We start from the raw sequence: 18,998 nt of genomic DNA, 5'->3' as shown, positions 1-18,998 counted from the left end.
TTAATTTGAGAATGTGAAAATGTGGGAATGTGGAAGAATGGGAAGTTTAAAATTTAAAAGTGTGACAAATACAATGACACTTAGTCGTTATATTATATTGATGATGTGGTAGAATTTTACATTTGGCTTTATTCTACAGTACCGTCTCCCTTCTTCGCAAAGGAAAGGGAAAAGGTGCTTGCCTGCCGGCAGACAGAGGATAAGCTTGAGTATTGGTAAATATTATAACATGAACGTTGAAAAGCGAGGGCTGTGGATTGGCCGGGAGTGGTTTCGTCGCATTACCCATCTTAAAAGAAGAACAAAAATTCTTTTGGGTATTGTATTAGTGTTGTTTGTATGCTTTTGGTTTTGTCTTCAGCAGCCATTATTTCATTCGCCCACAAGTTATGTAATTGAAGATAATAAGGGCGAACTGCTTGGCGCTACCATAGCAACAGACGGGCAGTGGCGCTTCCCTTTTAATGATTCAGTGCCGGAAAAGTTTAAGGAATGTATTATTACGTTTGAGGATAAACGTTTTTATTATCATCCGGGTGTGGATGTATTGGCGATGGCAAGAGCAATGAGGCAAAATTTCAATTCATCCAAAACAGTGAGCGGCGGCAGTACGCTTACGATGCAGGTAATAAGATTATCGCGCAATAAGAACCGTAACATCATTCAGAAGTTAATTGAAAGTATACAGGCTGTGAGGCTTGAAGTAGCCTGCTCCAAAAGCGAAATACTGGCTTTATATGCATCCAATGCGCCATTCGGCACTAATATAGTGGGGCTTGATGCGGCTGCATGGCGTTATTACGGAAGGTCTGCAGATAAATTAAGCTGGGGAGAAATGGCAGCCCTGGCTGTGTTGCCTAATGCGCCAGCATTGGTATATCCCGGCAAAAATAAAACGGCGCTATTGCGTAAGCGAAACGCCCTGTTAGATAAACTGCTGGCTCAGCAAAAAATAGATGCTGCTACACATGAGTTGGCCATGCTTGAACCTTTGCCTGATGAGCCGAAGTCATTACCACAGTTAGCACCTCATTTGCTACAGCGGTTTAAGCAGGAGAATAAAAAAGGAAATGCAACACTTATTCAAACGACCATTAATGGTAATATGCAAAACAATGTTGCAAGAATTGTAGATCAGTATCAGCATATTTATAAAGGCAATGGTATTAAGAATGCCTGCGCCCTTGTGCTGGATGTTGAAAGCGGAAATACTTTAGCCTATGTCGGTAATGTATATCACCCGGAAAATGCAGACCTGCAAAGTCATGTGGATGTGATACGTGCGCCAAGGAGCCCGGGCAGTGCGTTGAAACCTTTGCTATACGCCTGTATGCTGAATGATGGATTATTATTACCGCAAACACTGATTCCGGATATTCCTACACAGATAGGAGGGTATACACCACAAAATTTTGACAGGGAGTATGATGGCGCTGTACCTGCATCGCAGGCATTGTCGCGCTCATTAAATGTGCCCGCAGTGCGTATGCTGCGTGACTATAAGTATCCGCGTTTTTATGATGTGTTGAAGAAGGTTGGTATAACAACACTGAACCGGCCGGCAGATAATTATGGATTATCATTAATACTGGGAGGCTGTGAAGTTACATCATGGGAGCTTGCGGGCGTATACGCGGGTATGGCAAGAGCATTGAACCATGCGAAAAAAAATAAAGGAAAAATATCGGCTGCTGATTTTCACAGTCCGGTATATATAAAAAAGGGAGAGCAACCGGGTAATTCATCTAAGGCACAGATAAATTATCTCGACCCTGTTTCAATATGGTATATGTTTCAGGCAATGGAAGAAGTGATGCGGCCGGGTGAAGAAGGTTTATGGAAACAATTCAGCTCTTCGCAGCGCATAGCATGGAAAACCGGTACCAGCTTTGGTTTTCGTGATGCATGGGCTGTTGGCGTAACGCCACGTTTTGTAATTGCTGTGTGGGTGGGCAATACCAATGGTGAAGGCAGACCAGGATTGATTGGTGTGCAAACAGCGGCTCCCATCATGTTTGATATATTGAGGACCCTGCCTGCATCTCCGTGGTTTGCTGAACCTGGGGAATATATAAAAACTGTGGTATGCAGGCAAACAGGTTTCAGAGCGAATATGGATTGCACAGATACCGATACATTAAACGCTCCTGCAGCGGGAGTGAATGCTCCGCTTTGTCCTTATCACAGTATCATCCATCTTGATCAGACCTCACAATACCGGGTAACCGAAGATTGTGTTTCACCTTCTGCAATGATTCATAAAAGCTGGTTTATGTTACCGCCGGTAATGGAATGGTATTATAAACGCAGGCATCTTGATTACAAACCTGTGCCTGCTTTTAAAAGTGGTTGTGATGTGGTGGCGGGTCATAAACCGATGGAGTTAATATATCCTGAACCTAATGCGAAAATTTATGTTCCAACGGAGATCAGCGGTGACAAAGGGAAAACTATTTTTACCGCGGCGCATCAAAAAGCAGAGGGCAAAATTTTCTGGCATCTGGATAATGATTATATAGGAACCACTACACATTTTCATCAGATGGCATTAAGCCCGGCGGCAGGCAAACATACTATTACATTGGTAGATGAAAGCGGGGAACGGCTGACCAGCGTTTTTGAAATATTGGAAAAAGATGATAAATAAATCAGATTGAAACCATTAAGAAATTAAGGACGATTATGGTGTTCCTTAATTTTCTTAATGCCTAAATGGTTTATTAATGGCTTTGTGAACGATTGAAATAGCATAAATTCCCTTATTTTTGCCCAGCTTTTTTAACAGCAATAATTAATACATCATGTCGGTTTTAGTAAATAAGAACTCCAGGATAATAGTTCAGGGCTTTACAGGAACAGAAGGAACTTTTCATGCTACCCAAATGATTGAATACGGAACCAATGTTGTTGGTGGTGTAACACCAGGCAAAGGCGGTCAGAAACATCTTGACCTTCCGGTATTTAATACGGTAGCTGATGCTGTTAAAACAACCGGCGCTGATGTATCTATTATTTTTGTACCGCCTGCATTTGCCGCTGATGCCATTATGGAAGCTGCTGAAGCGGGTATTGGATTGATCATATGTATTACAGAAGGCATTCCGGTGCAGGATATGGTTAAAGCAAAGCTTTACCTGGCAGGTACTAAGTCTCGTCTTATTGGGCCTAACTGCCCTGGTGTGATTACTGCGGATGAATGTAAAGTAGGTATTATGCCGGGCTTTATATTTAAAAAAGGTAAAATAGGTATTGTTTCAAAGTCCGGTACCCTTACCTACGAAGCTGCAGACCAGGTTGCTAAAGCTGGTCTTGGTATTTCTACCGCGATAGGTATTGGTGGTGACCCGATTATCGGAACGCCTACCAAGGATGCTGTTGAATTATTTATGAATGATGATGAAACAGATGGTATTGTAATGATTGGTGAAATTGGTGGTGGTATGGAAGCTGAAGCTGCACGCTGGATCAAAGAAAACGGAACCAAGCCTGTGGTAGGGTTCATTGCTGGTCAAACCGCGCCTGCGGGCCGCAGAATGGGGCATGCCGGCGCTATTGTTGGCGGCGCTGATGATACTGCTGCTGCCAAAATGAAAATAATGCGTGAGTGCGGTATTACAGTAGTTGACAGTCCTGCCGATATTGGTAAAACAATGGCTGAAGTAATTGCAAAAAACACGCTGAAGAAACCGGCTAAAGTATAGCTTAGCTCAGGTACTTTAATACACTTTTTTTATATCCTCTTTTTTCCGGAGCCTGCCAGATAAAGTAATGCCAGTTGTGGTTGCCTTCAATGAGTACAGGCCCATCATTGGTAATGGCTACATCCCACCCAATCGACCTGTTTTCAGAAACACGCATAGCGGCTTTTGTAACCAGTGCTTTACATTCCTCCCAGTATGGCAATTGAAAGCCTATAAGTTCTACGCCTGTTACAGGATGTTTATACACGTCTGGTTTAGTAGTATCAACATAAATACCGGGGCCGGCAATGCGCCCGGTTGCAAGATCAATATGTGCGGCTATATTACCGGTTGATAAGTTATCTGTTTGGGAATTTACCGTAATTCTTAACCTGGCAGCGAGGATAATAATTTCGTTATTGTAAAATTGAGTAACAATCCGAACGGTATTGAGTCCTGATGGTGATAATAATTTTAATTGATCATGCTGCATAACATATTCTTCGGCGAGCGTATATTTTTTTTCCTCCATTCTTTTTACGAGCTCCGGTTTTGTTACATTCAGTGTATCAAATATTTCTACCTGCCTGCCTGCCTGCCCGTTTGCGTTTTTCAATACAATTTTTCCTGCATGATTATTTAAAAGAATTGATGCCAGTTGATCATCTGTTTGCAGCATTTCTTTAGTAGCCCATTTTCTACCGGATACATCGCTGAATTTTTTTAGAAATTCAATTTTGTTGGAAAGAACCCGCCGATATTTTTTGGGGTTCATCTTCAACTGAAATTCATATTGGGATCCTGCGCCCATATACTCCGAGCGTTGATCTTTATTAAGATTAAAGAACTTGAAGTCAAAATAATCTATAAAAGCAATATTATAACGGATTGAGCTGTACAGCATGTCTGATAATAGCATTATATAGCCCATATTGCTGCTTTTTTTTGCATGACGTAGCAACTTCATTAAATAGCCGGGAGAAGTATACAGAATATAATAGAAAATGTAGATTATGCGGTTCAATACACTGATATGTTAAGGGTTGTAACTATGGAGTGTATATTACGGTATAATGTATAAAATATTGTGGTATATCTTTCTAAAAGAGGAAAGTAGTGCTTTTTGTTAAAATTTCAATCGGGATCATGTCGTTAATTTTAAAATAGCAAAATTGAAGTCATAAAAATGCAATTTTTTTATTTAGATAACCCGGGTGTATTTCCCTGGATTTTTCCCTCTGCCTCCAATGCTCTTATTGCTTTAACATCCTTCAAAAATTCTGATGCAAATATAAAATCATTTAATTTTTGACTTTTACTGTAGATGATTTCTTTATTACTTCCTTCCCACTCTTTTATACCCTGGTACATATAAATAATATGATCACCTATTTCCATTACGCTGTTCATATCATGCGTATTAATTACGGTAGTCATATTAAATTCCTTGGTTACTTCATAGATTAGTTTATCAATTACCAACGAGGTTTGCGGATCAAGACCTGAATTGGGCTCATCACAAAAAAGATATTTGGGATTCAAAACAATGGCACGGGCAATACCTACACGTTTTTTCATACCGCCGCTTATTTCTGCAGGAAACTTTTTATTGGCATCTTTTAAATTCACCCTTTCCAGCACTTCATTCACCTTTTTTTGTTTTTCGCTGTGCGATAGCCTGGTAAACATATCCAAAGGAAACATCACATTTTGTTCAACCGTTTGGCTATCAAACAAGGCAGAACCCTGGAACAGCATACCAATTTGCTGTCGCAGTTCCTTTCGCTGGTCGTCTTCCATGGAGGTGAAGTTTTGACCATTATATAGTATTTCACCACCATCCGGTTCAAATAAGCCCACCAGGCATTTTATAAAAACCGTTTTGCCACTTCCGCTGGCGCCAATAATAAGATTTGCTTTACCGGCTTCCATTACAGCGCTTACATCATCAATTACCACCTTTTCTCCAAATTGTTTATGCAGGTTTCTTATCTCAATCATATTGATATTAATTTTATAAAAGCAGTGCAGCCAGTATATAATCAGCAAATAAAATCATAATGCAACTGGTAACCACCGCAGTAGTGCTTGCTTTTCCTATTTCAAGAGCACCGCCTTGTACAAAATATCCAAAATAAGCAGGAATGCTTGAAATGATGAAGGCGAATGTATATGCTTTGGCTAAAGCGAATGTTACATTGAATGGTTGAAAACCGCTGAGCAGGCCTTCTTCAAATTCTTCCGGAGAAAGAATGCCGGATAAAATGCCGGCCATACGGCCGCCCCAGATGCCCAGTACGCCTGCAATAATCACCAATATGGGGATCATTAAAAATGAGGCGAGTATTTTAGGCATGATGAGATAGGCTTTGGTATTGATGCCCATAATTTCAAGCGCATCTATTTGTTCACTTACCCTCATATTGCCTAGTTCGCTGGCAATTTTGCTACCCACAACACCGGCCAAAACAATACAAGTGATGGTAGGTGCGAACTCAAGTATTACCGTATCTCTTACAATTTGTGCGATAGTAGATTTTGGAATAAGATTACTGACCAACTGGTAGGCTGTTTGAAGGGTAGATACCGCACCTATAAATAACGCAACAACCACAACAATGCCTAAGGAACCTATACCTATATCCGAACATTGTTTCATCAATTCCTTCCAGTACATTCTCCAGTTTTCGGGCTTGGTAAACATGCCTTTTATCATAAGCAGGTACCTTCCGAAATGGTTAAAAACCGTCATGTGTGTATATTATTATTCAAACAAAAATACCTGAAAATGGTAAATCATCCTTTTTTTAAGTGATTAACAACAAGTTCGCGCAGGTGAATGCGCAGAATTTCAGCCATGCCCTTACTTTCTAAAAATCTCTTGTTGCCAAAATATGCGGCGAGTTCCCGGGCTAACTGTTCTACTTTTTCCCGCGGCGCTAGTTCATCTTTATCTACAGAGGCTTTTAAATCGCCTAACCGGTGCCGCTGCGCTTTTATCCGTTTAAACATCTGTGCTCTCTCTTCCTGCTGGTACTGGTCAATTACTTCAAGGTTAAGATGTTGTTGTACCAGCTCTACAAAAACCTTGTTTTCTTTAAAAAATTGTGGCAGATAAAAGTTTTTTCTCCCTTCATAAGATTGCTGATCAAAGTCTATTGCACGAATATTAAATTGTATATCATCAAAATCAGGGGTAATATCAAAAACAAAATTATAGCTGCGCATATCGCCCAACAACCTGGCAAAACATCTTTCATTAAACTTTACAAACTCTTTGGCAATGCGTTTGGGATTATATCCCGGGCGGTTCATAAAATCCTTTGCAAATATATCTCCGGGCACGCCTGCAATATGTTCTTCAATTAAAGTATTATCGTCAACAAGATAATTGATAGAATAAGGAGATAAGAGATGCTCCAGCTCAAGCCCTAAAATGCGGGATGCATCAGCGATTTTAATATACAGGTAGCTGTATACGTCATTGTAATTATTCACCACTTTAACCCTGAATGGCTGAGAATTTCCAAATACACAAAAGTCAATTCGCTCTACATGTAAATGTTCCTCTGCCTGGTTTGCACCTGCTGCTTTTAAAAGTGAGTAAACACGGATTAATGCCTGGTGAATTTCTTTTGTAATAGTAGGGTTATAAATCACGGTTTCCCAAAGCGTATCATTTCCTTTACTGTCAAGACAGGGAAATGAACCCTGGAAATGCCTTAATGTATCATAAGAAATGGGTAAAGACATTTCCCTGCCATACCGTTTCAGGTATTTTTTAAAAGACTTGCTTACGGCATATACTTTTTTCTTCTTCGATATATGATTGATGTCCTGGTTTGTCATGTTGTTATGAGCTATGAGCTATCGGCTGTCAGCTATCAGCAACGGGCTGCCGGCTGCTGCCTGTTTACTACTTATTCCTTACTCCTTCTACCTTACGCCTTACCACCTACCTTTTCTACACTACTTCATTTATCTTTCTGTGTTTTTCCCACCATTTCTTTTCATTCAGCTTACCTGCATCCTGCTTTGGGCATTTTTGCTGTGCATCTACCACTGCAATAATTACCATATTTACGATTGATCTTACCGTGCTGCCCAACTGAAGTACGTGCACGGGCCTGGCTAAGCCCAGCAATACGGGCCCGATAGTATCAAAGCCTCCCAGCTCCTGCAGCAGGTTGTATGCTATATTTCCAGCGCTTAAATTGGGGAATATAAGCGTGTTCACATCCATGTCAACCAAATCACTGAAAGGGTAATTTTCTTTCAGCAGGTCTTTGTTAAATGCCAGTATGCCCTGCATCTCACCATCAACTATTAAGTCGGGATTTTTTTGTTTTAAAATTTCCCTTGCTTTACGAACGGTGATTGCTTCCGGTGTATTGCTTGTGCCGAAGTTTGAATAGCTGAGCATGGCAACGCGGGGTGTAATGCCGAATGATTTCACTTCTTTTTCAACAAGCAATGTAATATCCGCAAGCTCTTCCGCGGTAGGATTGAAATTTACGGTAGTATCTGCAAGAAACATTGGGCCCTTCTTCGTGTCAATGATATACATACCTGCAATTTTATTCACACCTTTTTCTGTACCCACAATTTCCAGTGCAGGTTTTACGGTTTGCGGGTAATTGCGGGTCAGCCCGCTGATCACCGCGTCTGCGTCGCCGGCGTTTACCATCATGCATGCAAAGCGGATGCGTTCTTTTATTATTTTACTTGCTTCATACCTGTTAACACCCCTTCGCTGTCTTTTCTGGAAATAAAGATCAGCGTAATCATGTCTTGCCTGTTTCCATTCATCGCTTCTCGGGTCAATGATCGGAATGCCTTCCAGGTCTATACCATTATCTTTTGCAATATCCAGTATTCTTTTTGACTCTCCTAACAGTATAGGATAGGCGATGTTTTCATCCAGCACTATTTGCGCGGCTTTTAAAATCTTGGGGTTATCAGCTTCAGCAAATACCACCCTGCGCGGATCTTTTCTTGCTTTATTGCCGATTACCCGGAATAGCTGGTTATCATTTCCCAGCCTGTTATCAAGGTCTATCTTGTATTTCTCCCAGTCTGCTATTGTATGCTTTGCTACGCCACTTTCAATAGCCGCTTTTGCTACTGCCGGCGAAATGGTAGATATTAAACGGGGATCAAGTGGTTTAGGGATAATATAATTGGCCCCAAAAACAATATTATGCTGGTTGTAGGCCAGGTTAACTATATCAGGCACAGGTGTTTTTGCAAGGTTAGCCAATGCTTTTACCGCTGCCATTTTCATGGCTTCATTAATTTGTGTTGCCCTTACATCTAAGGCTCCGCGGAAAATATACGGAAATCCCAATACGTTATTCACCTGGTTGGGGTAATCACTCCGCCCTGTTGCCATAATAATATCTTTACGGCTTGCCGTAGCTTCCTCCCATGTAATTTCAGGATCAGGATTAGCCATGGCAAATACGATAGGTTTTTTTGCCATGGATTTTACCATTGCTGCATTCAGAATATTTCCGGCGCTAAGCCCTATAAATACATCAGCATCTTTTATGGCTTCAGTTATGGTAAGATCCTGCTTGTCTGTAGTTGCAAAACGGTGTTTGGTATTGTCAAGGTCTGTTCTGTTTTTATGTAATACACCTTCTTTATCAAATAAGGTAAAGTTGCTGCTTTTTGCACCCAGCGCTTCATATAATTGTATGCAGGCCATAGCGGCAGCGCCGGCACCGCTCACCACAAAACGAACTTTTTCTATTTTCTTTCCCTGTATTTCAAGCGCGTTAAGCAAAGCTGCAGAACTGATGATAGCTGTGCCGTGCTGATCATCATGCATTACAGGTATCTGCATTTGTTCTTTTAACTTTTGTTCTATATAAAAACATTCAGGCGCTTTTATGTCTTCCAGGTTGATACCGCCGAAGGTTGGTTCCAGTGATTTTACAATCTGAACAAATTTTTCCGGATCTTTTTCGTTGATCTCTATATCAAATACATCAATATCCGCGAAAATTTTAAACAATACGCCTTTTCCTTCCATTACCGGTTTACCTGCTTCCGCACCGATATCTCCCAACCCTAATACTGCAGTACCATTGCTGATAACCGCTACAAGATTTCCTTTGGCCGTATATTTGTACGCATTTTCACTGTTGCGCTGAATTTCTTTACAAGGCTCCGCTACGCCGGGGGAATAAGCAAGTGAAAGGTCCCGCTGCGTTTTTGCGTCTTTTGTTGGGATTACTTCTATTTTTCCCGGTCTTCCGTTTGAATGATAATCTAATGCTTCCTGTTTTCTCAATTCTTTTGACATAAGGGTAAATTACGTTACAAAGTAAGTAAGATATTGCTGCAAAAATAACATTACTATATTTGCGGCGCTTATTTATGCGTGAAGAATGAACAGGCAGATCAAAAAAATATACCGGTATTTCTCACATTTACTTCGTGTAAGGCTCAGCAAAGTGCAGTATATGATGGTGGTTTCGGTTATTGTGGGACTTGTATCAGGATTGGCCGCAGTTTTGCTTAAAACATTGGTGCATTATGTACAACACTGGATTGCGATAATTCCTGTATCCAGGTTTTCGTATTTGTTATTCCCGGCTATCGGGTTAATACTCACTGTTTTTGTAATAAACCATTTTTTGGGCGGTGCTCTTGAAAAGGGAATTCCGATGGTATTAAAAGCAATTGCCAGGAAATCTTCGTTTATACCACTGCGGCATACGTATGCGCATATTATTACAAGTTCCTTAACGGTGGGGATGGGAGGATCAGTTGGGCTGGAAGCTCCGATTGTTGCAACAGGCTCTGCAGTTGGTTCAAATATAGCCCGCTTACATGAGCTGAATTACAGGGAACGAACTTTACTGGTGGCTTGTGGCGCGGCAGCAGGTATTGCGGCTGTATTTAACGCGCCGATTGCAGGAGTGATATTTGCAATTGAAGTGTTGCTTACCGATGCAATAGTGGTGAGCTATTTTATTCCCCTGATTACAGCTACTGTAACCGGCATATTATGCGCAAAGGTTATTTTGAATGAATCAATTCTTTTCAATTTTACGCTTAAGCAGAATTTTAATTATTACAATACGCCATTCTATATTTTATTAGGTGTGCTGGCAGGGTTTGTTTCACTGTATTATGCACGGGTGTATAAGAAAACTGAAGTATATATTCATCACCGTAAGATGAATGCTTATGTAAAAGCGTTTTTCGGGGGATTACTTTTGATGGGTATATATTTTTTATTTCCACCGTTGTTTGGAGAAGGGTACGAGCACGTTAAGGTAATTGCCAATGACAGCATGGACAGCGTAAGCGATAATACAACCATACTTTCCTATTTACAAAAAGAGTGGGGGATTATTTTATTTACCGGTTTAATTGTGCTGATGAAACCGGTTGCAGCCGGCATTACAAACGGTGGAGGTGGTAATGGCGGCAACTTCGCACCTTCTTTGTTTGTAGGTTCATACCTGGGTTTTTTCTTTTCAAAATTATGCAACGCTACCGGTTGGGTAAAATTACCTGAAGGTAACTTTTCACTGGTGGGAATGGCAGGTGTATTAAGTGGCATCATGTACTGCCCGCTTACGGGTATATTTTTAATCGCAGAAATTACCAATGGATATGAGTTGTTTATTCCGCTGATGATCGTTTCATCCATCGCCTTTTTTATTGTGAAGCAGTATGAACGCTATTCAATGGATACGAAACAACTTGCAGAAGAAGGGCAGATATTTACGCACCAGAAGGAAAAAAATATTCTTACCACCATCCGCTTGCAGGATATGTTACAGGATAATTATGACACCATAATGATGGATAAAAAGCTGGGCGACCTGGTTGACCTGGTTAAACGAAGCGAGAAAAATATTTATGCGGTTGTTGATAAGAATGAAAAATTTACCGGTATTATAGAGCTGAATGATGTTAAACAGAAATTGTTTGAGCCGCAGCTTTTTGATGCGATATCCATCAAGCATTTAATGAAGAAGCCACCGGCTGTTTTATATGATGATGAGAATATGCTTTCTGTAATGAATAAATTTGATGTAAGCCATAGCTGGTATCTGCCTGTGCTCACTAAGGAGAAAAATTTTGTCGGCTTTATATCTAAAACAAAGGTGTTTAATAAATACAGGGAAATACTGGCAGAGCAGGGGGATTTGTATTGAGGGGAGAGGGGTAAGTGGTAAATTGGTTATGTTTTAAAACTGGCTGAGGGAAGTTTACATATTCAGTCATTATTGTCCGACAAATTGTAATAAACGTTTGAAATTATGTTAACCAACTCATTCAAGGCCCTCTCACTATAGTAAAAGCATTGAGCGATTTCATTTGTTAGCCCGATAACAGTGATATTCAATATATAAAACCAAAGCTAAAACCTTATTGTCTTAGTAATTATAGTTAAAGATAACTTTACCTTATTATTTTATTAAACTATAAGGCAGAATACAGTTTCTAAAAAGGAAGATTATAATCGGAATAAATAAGATAATAAGGTAGGGAGGCATAATTGGAACTTTGTTATTAAGATAATAGGGTTTTGCCTTTGGGAATACTTCACAAAATTTTATGCATCCTCAAAAAATACTTTTACGATCTGTGATTTTTTTTATCCATTGACGAATAATTAAGCAAGCCGGTTCTGAAGGTGGTTTTATTATGCCTAATATTGAGCCGGCGGACCATACTAATGCAGGAAGATATATTCATTTCAGTAGTTGAGACCCATAAAGGCATATTATACAAGATTGCCAATGCATACTGTAAAAGTATGGAAGACAGGGAGGATCTTATACAGGAAATGATCTTTCAGTTATGGCGCTCATTTGAAAACTATAACGCAGCCTACCAATATTCAACATGGATATACAGGATAGCACTGAATGTAGCCATCTCATTTTACAGGAAAAACAAACAATCGTCTTTTGTTTTGCCATTAGAAGAACACATATTAAATATCCGGGAACCTGAGCCCGGGTTTTATAATAATGACAAGCTAAGGTTGCTTAATACATTTATTGGCGAACTGAAAGATTTGGATAAAGCGCTTATGTTGTTATACCTCGAAGAAAAAAGCTATAAGGAAATAGCAGAAATAATAGGTATTAGTGAAACAAATGTGGGCACAAAAATCGGGCGGATAAAACAATTGCTTAAACAAAAATTTAATGCAAATCATGAGTAACAATATGGAGCATACTGATATTCTGGAATTATGGAAATCCCAGAATGCCAAATTGGATGAAGCGATCAGTATTAATAAAAAACTTTTAAAAGAGAATCTTGCCCATAAAGCAAAGTCAGCGCTTGCAGGGTTAAAAGCTACCCGCCGGGTGGGGATTGTTTTTGGTGTGCTTTGGTGTGCAGCAATAACTTTTATACTCATTGTTTCATGGCAGCATACCAATTGGCTTTTTAAGTCTGCATTTATTATTCATATTGTGGTATCTCTTATTGCAGTAGGCTTATACATTTATCACCTGGTATTACTAAATAATTTTGATAATAGCCAGAGTATAATATGTGCGCAGCGAGAGTTGGTTCAGTTAAAATTTTCCAATCTGAAAACATTAGGCATCCTTTGGCTGCAGTTGCCGGTGTTTAGTATGTGGGTTATGACGGATACATGGATGCACAGCTCGCCTTCAACTTTTTGGTTTATACAGGTGCCGGTAGTGCTTGTTGAGTTTGTTATAGGGGTTTGGTTATATAGAAACCTGAATTATAGAAACCATCAGAAAAAATGGTTCAGATGGTTTGTAAGCAAAGGGGAGTTTGGTAAAATAAATAAGGCGAATAGTTTTTTGCAGGAGATAGAGGAGCTGGATAAGAAATAGACTATAACAACTGCATAAAAGCTATACGCTCTTTTGTTTACTCCTGTTCATCGCTTCCAAATACTTCTCCCTCATCACATCCTGCACCGGCACATTTTTAATCTTACTTTCCAGCCAGGATATAATATCAAGATACATGAACGACCGGCTTTCCAGCGGGTTATCTTTATATTTCTCCAGCTTATCTTTTAATACCACAAACGCGCTTTTTACCTGCTTTTTGTCAAGGTGAAATGATTTTCGTAAAAAACGGAATATCTCTTCTTCCACAATACTCAGGTTTTGCATTTTAGCCATAAAACGGTATACCGATTTAATCAGGTATTCCAGCAGGTCGTAATTGCCGAGTTCGTAATGCGCTATAAGATGCAGTAATCTTGAATAACATTGCAGGTCGGTACGCAGATCAACTTTCCAGTTAATGATGCGGTTAAGATATTCAATAGCTTTTTCATTATCGCCGCTGCCAAAATAAAGGCAGGCTATTTTGTAGTAAAATACCAGTATACGGTGGCGATCCATCTTTAAACGGTATTCCTGTATTTTAGCTTCAATTTCAGGCACAAGGGTTAAGCCTTCTGTAAAGCTGCCTTCCAAAAAATGTTTATTAAGTTTAGCCGTATATAAATAAATGAAGGATTGTACACGGTTATTATCATTGCAATTGGCTTGCTTTGAATGATAGAATTTTTCAAGCTTTTGCAGATCAGCAATAAACCTGTCATAATTCAGCAGCATAAAATGGGCGTTCAGCAGGTTATGCAGCCCTTTTATATATAATTGTGTGTCTACCTTTATCATGATGGGTTCACCCTCAAAAGCATCTACCCATTTTTGACAATACCTGAAATACATCAATAAATCCTGCAGAATAAAGCCATACCAGCAATAGCTTTCATAAAAATAGTGCCGCTCATAAAAACCTTTATACAGCCGGGCATTTTGAGGAAGATTGGTTTCAAAAAAAGCCTTTACCGCCATCCGGTCTTTATCATCCCTGGCGTGCCCCATATTAATATACCAGCTATATAGTTGTAATGAAAGATTGGATAGCTTATTTAGCATAGTAAGCCGGTTATCAGCTTCTTCTACTTCTTTTGCCAATACTTCCGCGCGGTTTTCTATACTGCGCGTTATATAAAGCGCTTCAATTTTCTTTTCAAATATTAATGCCTGCAGCGCATAGGTAAGCTGGTTGTGCTCCCTGGCAAATTCTTTTATTTTTTCTAATGTTTTAAGGCTTTGCAGGTATAGCCCCTTATCATATAAAATACGGGCATGATCCATATATTCATGAAGCTGCAACTGTATGTTGTTTTCGTCCCGCAAAACGCGAAGGCTGGCAAGAATTTGCCGGTACACATGCGATTTGAGGTTTGATAACTGTTGTTTCTTTATATCGGGATTGCGCTTCAGCAATACTTCTTCATCATAATCGTCCAGTTTATCCAGCGCGTCAAACAGCTGGATGGTTTTCATATCCGGAGATGAAGCATTGCGCTGTACAAAAAGCTTAAAATTTCGTTTTTCAGCTTTTTCCAGCGATTTTATCAGTTGAAATAACTCGTCTGTTAAACGTTTGGGCATCGTAATCAAATTTCTGTAAAACCCGCTTCTGTAAAGGGTTTTATTGAAAATTAAGGGTTTTACCCGGCGTAATATAAGGCTTAATTTGGTTTTGAGTAGCCTGAATTACCGGTAAATTCGTAACCTGATTGCAAATATCTGAATAATGAAGCCCATATGAAGTTTTAATTTTCTTCAGTGAGCTTTCTTAATCACATAAAATCCATCTATGTCAAAAGATAAGATTTATATTTTCGATACCACCCTGCGGGACGGTGAACAGGTACCTGGCTGTAAGCTGAATGCAAACGAAAAGATAGACCTGGCGCTGGCTCTTGAAAACCTTGGCGTTGATATTATTGAGGCAGGATTTCCTGTTTCAAGCCCCGGCGATTTTGCATCTGTGGAAAATATTTCAAAGGTTATTAAGAACGCAACCGTTTGCGGATTGACACGTGCTATTAAAAAAGATATTGAAGTAGCTGCGGAGGCATTGAAAAAGGCAAAAAGACCACGTATCCATACCGGTATCGGTGTATCTGATCTCCATATAAAAACAAAATTTAATTCAACAAGAGAAGAGATACTTGCCCGTGCAGTAGAAGCAGTGAAGTTTGCCCGCAATTTTGTGGATGATGTAGAATTTTATGGAGAAGATTCCGGAAGAGCTGATTTAGAATTTTTGGCCCGGGTGGTGGAAGCGGTAATAGCAGCAGGAGCAACAGTAGTTAATATTCCTGATACTACCGGTTATTGCCTTCCGCATCAATATGGTGAAAAGATCGCTTATTTAATAAATAATGTTCCTAATGTAGATAAGGCCATTCTTTCCTGCCATTGTCATAATGACCTGGGATTAGCCACAGCAAATTCTATTGCAGGTGTAATGAGTGGTGCAAGGCAGATTGAGTGTACCATAAATGGTTTGGGCGAAAGAGCAGGTAATACATCGCTTGAAGAAGTGGTGATGATCATCAAACAGCATGATTCATTAGGATTATATACAGATATAAAAGCAGAACAACTGAACCCGATCAGCCGCCTGGTGGCAGATACCATGCGTATGCCGGTTCAACCAAATAAAGCTATTGTCGGCAGCAACGCGTTTGCACATTCGTCCGGTATTCACCAGGATGGATTTTTAAAGAACGCGGAGAATTATGAGATTATTCGTCCTGAAGAAGTGGGTGCCGACAGTTCAAAGATTGTTTTAACAGCAAGAAGCGGGCGTTCCGCGCTTGCTCACCGTTTTCAAAAGCTGGGTTTTGATTTCAATCGTAACGACATTGATGCATTATACCAGGCTTTTTTAAAGGTTGCCGATGTGAAAAAAGAAGTAAGTGATGAAGATTTAAAAGCATTGGCCGCCAATAACCATCCGGAAGTAGCAATTGCATAATAAGCAGATGTTTTCTCATGATGCGTTAAGCACTCTGATTGGCGTGGCGCTCCGGCGTCACGCTTCATTTAAATCGGAGTTTTGATTGTAACCATTAAGGCATTAAGGAACGTTAAGAAGAAGGTACTTCACTAACCTTAGCTTCTTAATGGTTTAAAAACCTGCCTTCTGAATAATGTATGAAAAAGAATATAGCGGTAATTTTTGGAGACGGGATAGGACCCGAAGTAACACAGCAATCTATAAATGTATTGAACGCTGTTGCCAAAAATTTTTCCCATGAGTTTAACTACAGCTATAACCTGATGGGGGCAATCGCTATAGATAAAACAGGAAACCCATTGCCTGATGAAACAATAGAAGCATGTTTAAATAGTGATGCGGTATTGTTTGGTGCCATTGGCGATCCCAAATATGATAACGACCCTGCTGCAACTGTTCGCCCGGAGCAAGGGTTACTGAAACTAAGGCAGCGTTTACAATTATATGCCAATATTAGGCCGGTAGCTACTTATGCTTCATTGCAGCATCTTTCACCACTCAAAGCAAAAAACAGCGAGGGAACTGATTTTGTAATTTATCGTGAGCTGACAGGAGGTATTTATTTTGGTAAAAAGGAATTAAGTGCTGATAAAACACAGGCGATTGATGAATGTGTATATACCGAGCAGGAAATAGAACGTGTGGCGCATCTTGCTTTTCAACATGCAGCCAGGCGCAGAAAAAAATTAACGCTGGTAGATAAAGCCAACGTATTGGAAACGTCAAGGCTGTGGAGAAAAGTAGTGCAGGAACTGGCGCAGCAATATCACGATGTAACGGTGGATTATATGTTTGTAGATAATGCCGCGATGCAGATCATTATGAACCCGAAACAATTTGACGTAATACTTACAGAGAATATGTTTGGTGATATTATAAGTGATGAAGCAAGTGTGATAGCAGGTTCTCTCGGTTTACTACCTTCTGCATCTGTAGGAAACAGTGCGGCCTTGTTCGAGCCTATCCACGGTTCTTACCCGCAGGCAGCAGGAAAGGATATCGCAAATCCGCTGGGTTCAATCTTGTCCGCGGCAATGATGCTTGACTATTTTAAATTAAATGCAGAAGCTGACCTGGTAAGAGAAGCAGTTGACTGGACGCTCAAGCACAATTTTGTTACAAAAGACATTGATCCTGTCAATTTTTATCTCACCACTACTATAGGAGAATTGATCGTAGAATACGTTAGCAATAAAGTGCCGGGAGATATTCACCAGTCAAATGTGGAGTTGAGAAAATCGACGATAATCTAATTTCAAATTTGAGATTTCAAATTGAAAATAGTTCTTTGTTTTCTTGCATGTGAAATGTATATTCGCACATAATTACATTTCACTTATGTTGAAGCGCAGCATATTAAATATTGTCAGCAGCAAAGTCCTTGTGGTGGTTGTCATTATTATTCCTGCAATTCAGGGAGGTGTAATTTGTATATAAAATAAATACTTAAAAATATATGAACCCGCCTCCTTAAGAGGCGGGTTTTTTGTTTTACAGCAATAATAATTTCAACATTTTAAATCAAACACAATGGCTTCCTATTACAATGATGCGACGGTAATTTTTTTGAACGGTTCTTTTGTAAAAGCCGCGGATGCAAAAATGGATTTCTATAGCCAGTCATTTCACTATGGCTATTCGGTTTTTGAAGGCATTCGTGCTTATAAAACAGAAAAAGGCGAAACGAAAATATTTAAACCCGTAGAGCATTACGAGCGACTGAAAAATTCTGCACTGGCAATGAACCTGCCGTATACGTGGAATACAGATGAGTTAATTGCTGCTACATACGAAGTGTTGAAACGCAACAATATCCAGGATGCATATATACGCCCTGTGGTTTATGCCCCGGCAAATATGAGTTTTGTGGTGAATACGGAAGCATTTATTGTGATTGAAGCATGGGAAATGGCGCCCTTCCTGGGAGATAAATTGCTGAGAGTAATGACTTCTTCTTTTCAACGGCCTAACCCGAAGGGATTTAAGATAGAAGCAAAAGCTGCCGGGCACTATGTAAATTCCATATTGGCCAGCCAGGAGGCAAAGGCAAAAGGTTTTGACGAAGCGCTCTTAACAGATATGAATGATAATATAGCCGAAGGCCCTGGCGCTAATATGTTTTTTGAAAAAGATGGCAAATTGGTTACGCCGCCTCCGGGAAATATTTTGCCTGGCATCACACGGGCAACTGTTTTTGAAATTTGTAAAAAGCTGGGTATAGCTGTAGAAGAAAGATTGTTTAAAGCAGATGAATTAAAAAATGCTGATGCTGCTTTTTACTGTGGCACAGCTGCTGAAGTAATTGGTTGGGAAAGCCTGGATAATGTGAAGTTTAAAAAATCCTGGAATGAAACCGTGAGTAAAAAGGTGCAGACGGCATATAAAAATTTGATTATCGAAAAAGAACCGGATGCAACAATAAAGCATAGCTCAGGTAAAGAAAAAAGCCTTGCATAACCA

The 18,998-nt window shown here is 39.8% G+C and carries 14 protein-coding genes; 8 read left to right on the top strand and 6 right to left on the bottom strand.

What is annotated here, in order from left to right:
* Nucleotides 1-229 precede the first annotated feature (229 nt).
* Together pbpC and sucD are read left to right on the top strand one after the other, a co-directional pair.
* Complete coding sequence (pbpC, locus tag DC498_RS01070) at nt 230-2,647, top strand: penicillin-binding protein 1C (protein ID WP_116872565.1); 2,418 nt, start codon at nt 230-232, stop codon at nt 2,645-2,647.
* 154 nt (nt 2,648-2,801) lie between these two features.
* Nucleotides 2,802-3,701: a succinate--CoA ligase subunit alpha gene (gene sucD, locus DC498_RS01065; protein ID WP_116872266.1), complete on the top strand. Its 900-nt coding sequence runs from the start codon at nt 2,802-2,804 to the stop codon at nt 3,699-3,701.
* Between the two features lies 1 nt (nt 3,702).
* On the opposite strand, the gene DC498_RS01060 is transcribed toward sucD, so the two are convergent.
* The 5 genes from DC498_RS01060 to DC498_RS01040 all read right to left on the bottom strand — a co-directional run bounded on the left by DC498_RS01060 (nt 3,703) and on the right by DC498_RS01040 (nt 9,990).
* Entirely contained in the window at nt 3,703-4,611 is a 909-nt protein-coding gene (locus tag DC498_RS01060) for a sugar-transfer associated ATP-grasp domain-containing protein (RefSeq protein WP_165813709.1), read from the bottom strand.
* Nucleotides 4,612-4,877: 266 nt separating this feature from the next.
* Nucleotides 4,878-5,681: an ABC transporter ATP-binding protein gene (locus DC498_RS01055; protein WP_116872564.1), complete on the bottom strand. Its 804-nt coding sequence runs from the start codon at nt 5,679-5,681 to the stop codon at nt 4,878-4,880.
* Between the two features lie 13 nt (nt 5,682-5,694).
* Nucleotides 5,695-6,432 (bottom strand): MlaE family ABC transporter permease, encoded by a 738-nt coding sequence (locus tag DC498_RS01050; RefSeq protein WP_116872264.1) that lies wholly within the window; start codon nt 6,430-6,432, stop codon nt 5,695-5,697.
* A gap of 44 nt (nt 6,433-6,476) precedes the next feature.
* Nucleotides 6,477-7,529, bottom strand: a complete 1,053-nt coding sequence (locus DC498_RS01045) for a hypothetical protein (protein ID WP_240627809.1) — start codon at nt 7,527-7,529, stop codon at nt 6,477-6,479.
* A gap of 115 nt (nt 7,530-7,644) precedes the next feature.
* On the bottom strand, nt 7,645-9,990 hold the full coding sequence (locus DC498_RS01040) for an NADP-dependent malic enzyme (RefSeq protein ID WP_116872263.1): 2,346 nt from the start codon (nt 9,988-9,990) through the stop codon (nt 7,645-7,647).
* 85 nt (nt 9,991-10,075) lie between these two features.
* Between DC498_RS01040 and DC498_RS01035 the strand changes: the two genes are divergently transcribed.
* From DC498_RS01035 to DC498_RS01025, 3 genes are all read left to right on the top strand, one after another.
* On the top strand, nt 10,076-11,860 hold the full coding sequence (locus DC498_RS01035; protein ID WP_116872262.1) for a chloride channel protein: 1,785 nt from the start codon (nt 10,076-10,078) through the stop codon (nt 11,858-11,860).
* Between the two features lie 524 nt (nt 11,861-12,384).
* Nucleotides 12,385-12,879 (top strand): RNA polymerase sigma factor, encoded by a 495-nt coding sequence (locus tag DC498_RS01030; protein ID WP_116872261.1) that lies wholly within the window; start codon nt 12,385-12,387, stop codon nt 12,877-12,879.
* Nucleotides 12,872-13,531: a hypothetical protein gene (locus DC498_RS01025; RefSeq protein WP_116872260.1), complete on the top strand. Its 660-nt coding sequence runs from the start codon at nt 12,872-12,874 to the stop codon at nt 13,529-13,531. The genes DC498_RS01030 and DC498_RS01025 overlap by 8 nt, the downstream gene beginning before the upstream one ends.
* Before the next feature lie 21 nt (nt 13,532-13,552).
* On the opposite strand, the gene DC498_RS01020 is transcribed toward DC498_RS01025, so the two are convergent.
* Nucleotides 13,553-15,118, bottom strand: a complete 1,566-nt coding sequence (locus DC498_RS01020) for a hypothetical protein (protein WP_116872259.1) — start codon at nt 15,116-15,118, stop codon at nt 13,553-13,555.
* A 208-nt stretch (nt 15,119-15,326) separates the two neighbouring features.
* On the opposite strand from DC498_RS01020, the gene DC498_RS01015 reads away from it, so the two are divergent.
* From DC498_RS01015 to DC498_RS01005, 3 genes are all read left to right on the top strand, one after another.
* Nucleotides 15,327-16,496 carry a 2-isopropylmalate synthase gene (locus tag DC498_RS01015; protein ID WP_116872258.1) on the top strand — a complete coding sequence of 390 codons (1,170 nt, stop codon included), beginning with the start codon at nt 15,327-15,329 and terminating at the stop codon, nt 16,494-16,496.
* Between the two features lie 179 nt (nt 16,497-16,675).
* Nucleotides 16,676-17,791, top strand: a complete 1,116-nt coding sequence (gene leuB / locus DC498_RS01010) for a 3-isopropylmalate dehydrogenase (protein ID WP_116872257.1) — start codon at nt 16,676-16,678, stop codon at nt 17,789-17,791.
* Between the two features lie 277 nt (nt 17,792-18,068).
* Nucleotides 18,069-18,995, top strand: coding sequence for a branched-chain amino acid transaminase (locus DC498_RS01005; RefSeq protein ID WP_116872256.1), 927 nt, complete (start codon nt 18,069-18,071; stop codon nt 18,993-18,995).
* Nucleotides 18,996-18,998: the final 3 nt, after the last annotated feature.

The organism is Terrimonas sp., from assembly GCF_003075435.1.
Classification (GTDB): domain Bacteria; phylum Bacteroidota; class Bacteroidia; order Chitinophagales; family Chitinophagaceae; genus Agriterribacter.
This window is presented reverse-complemented; position numbering and strand designations above follow the sequence as displayed.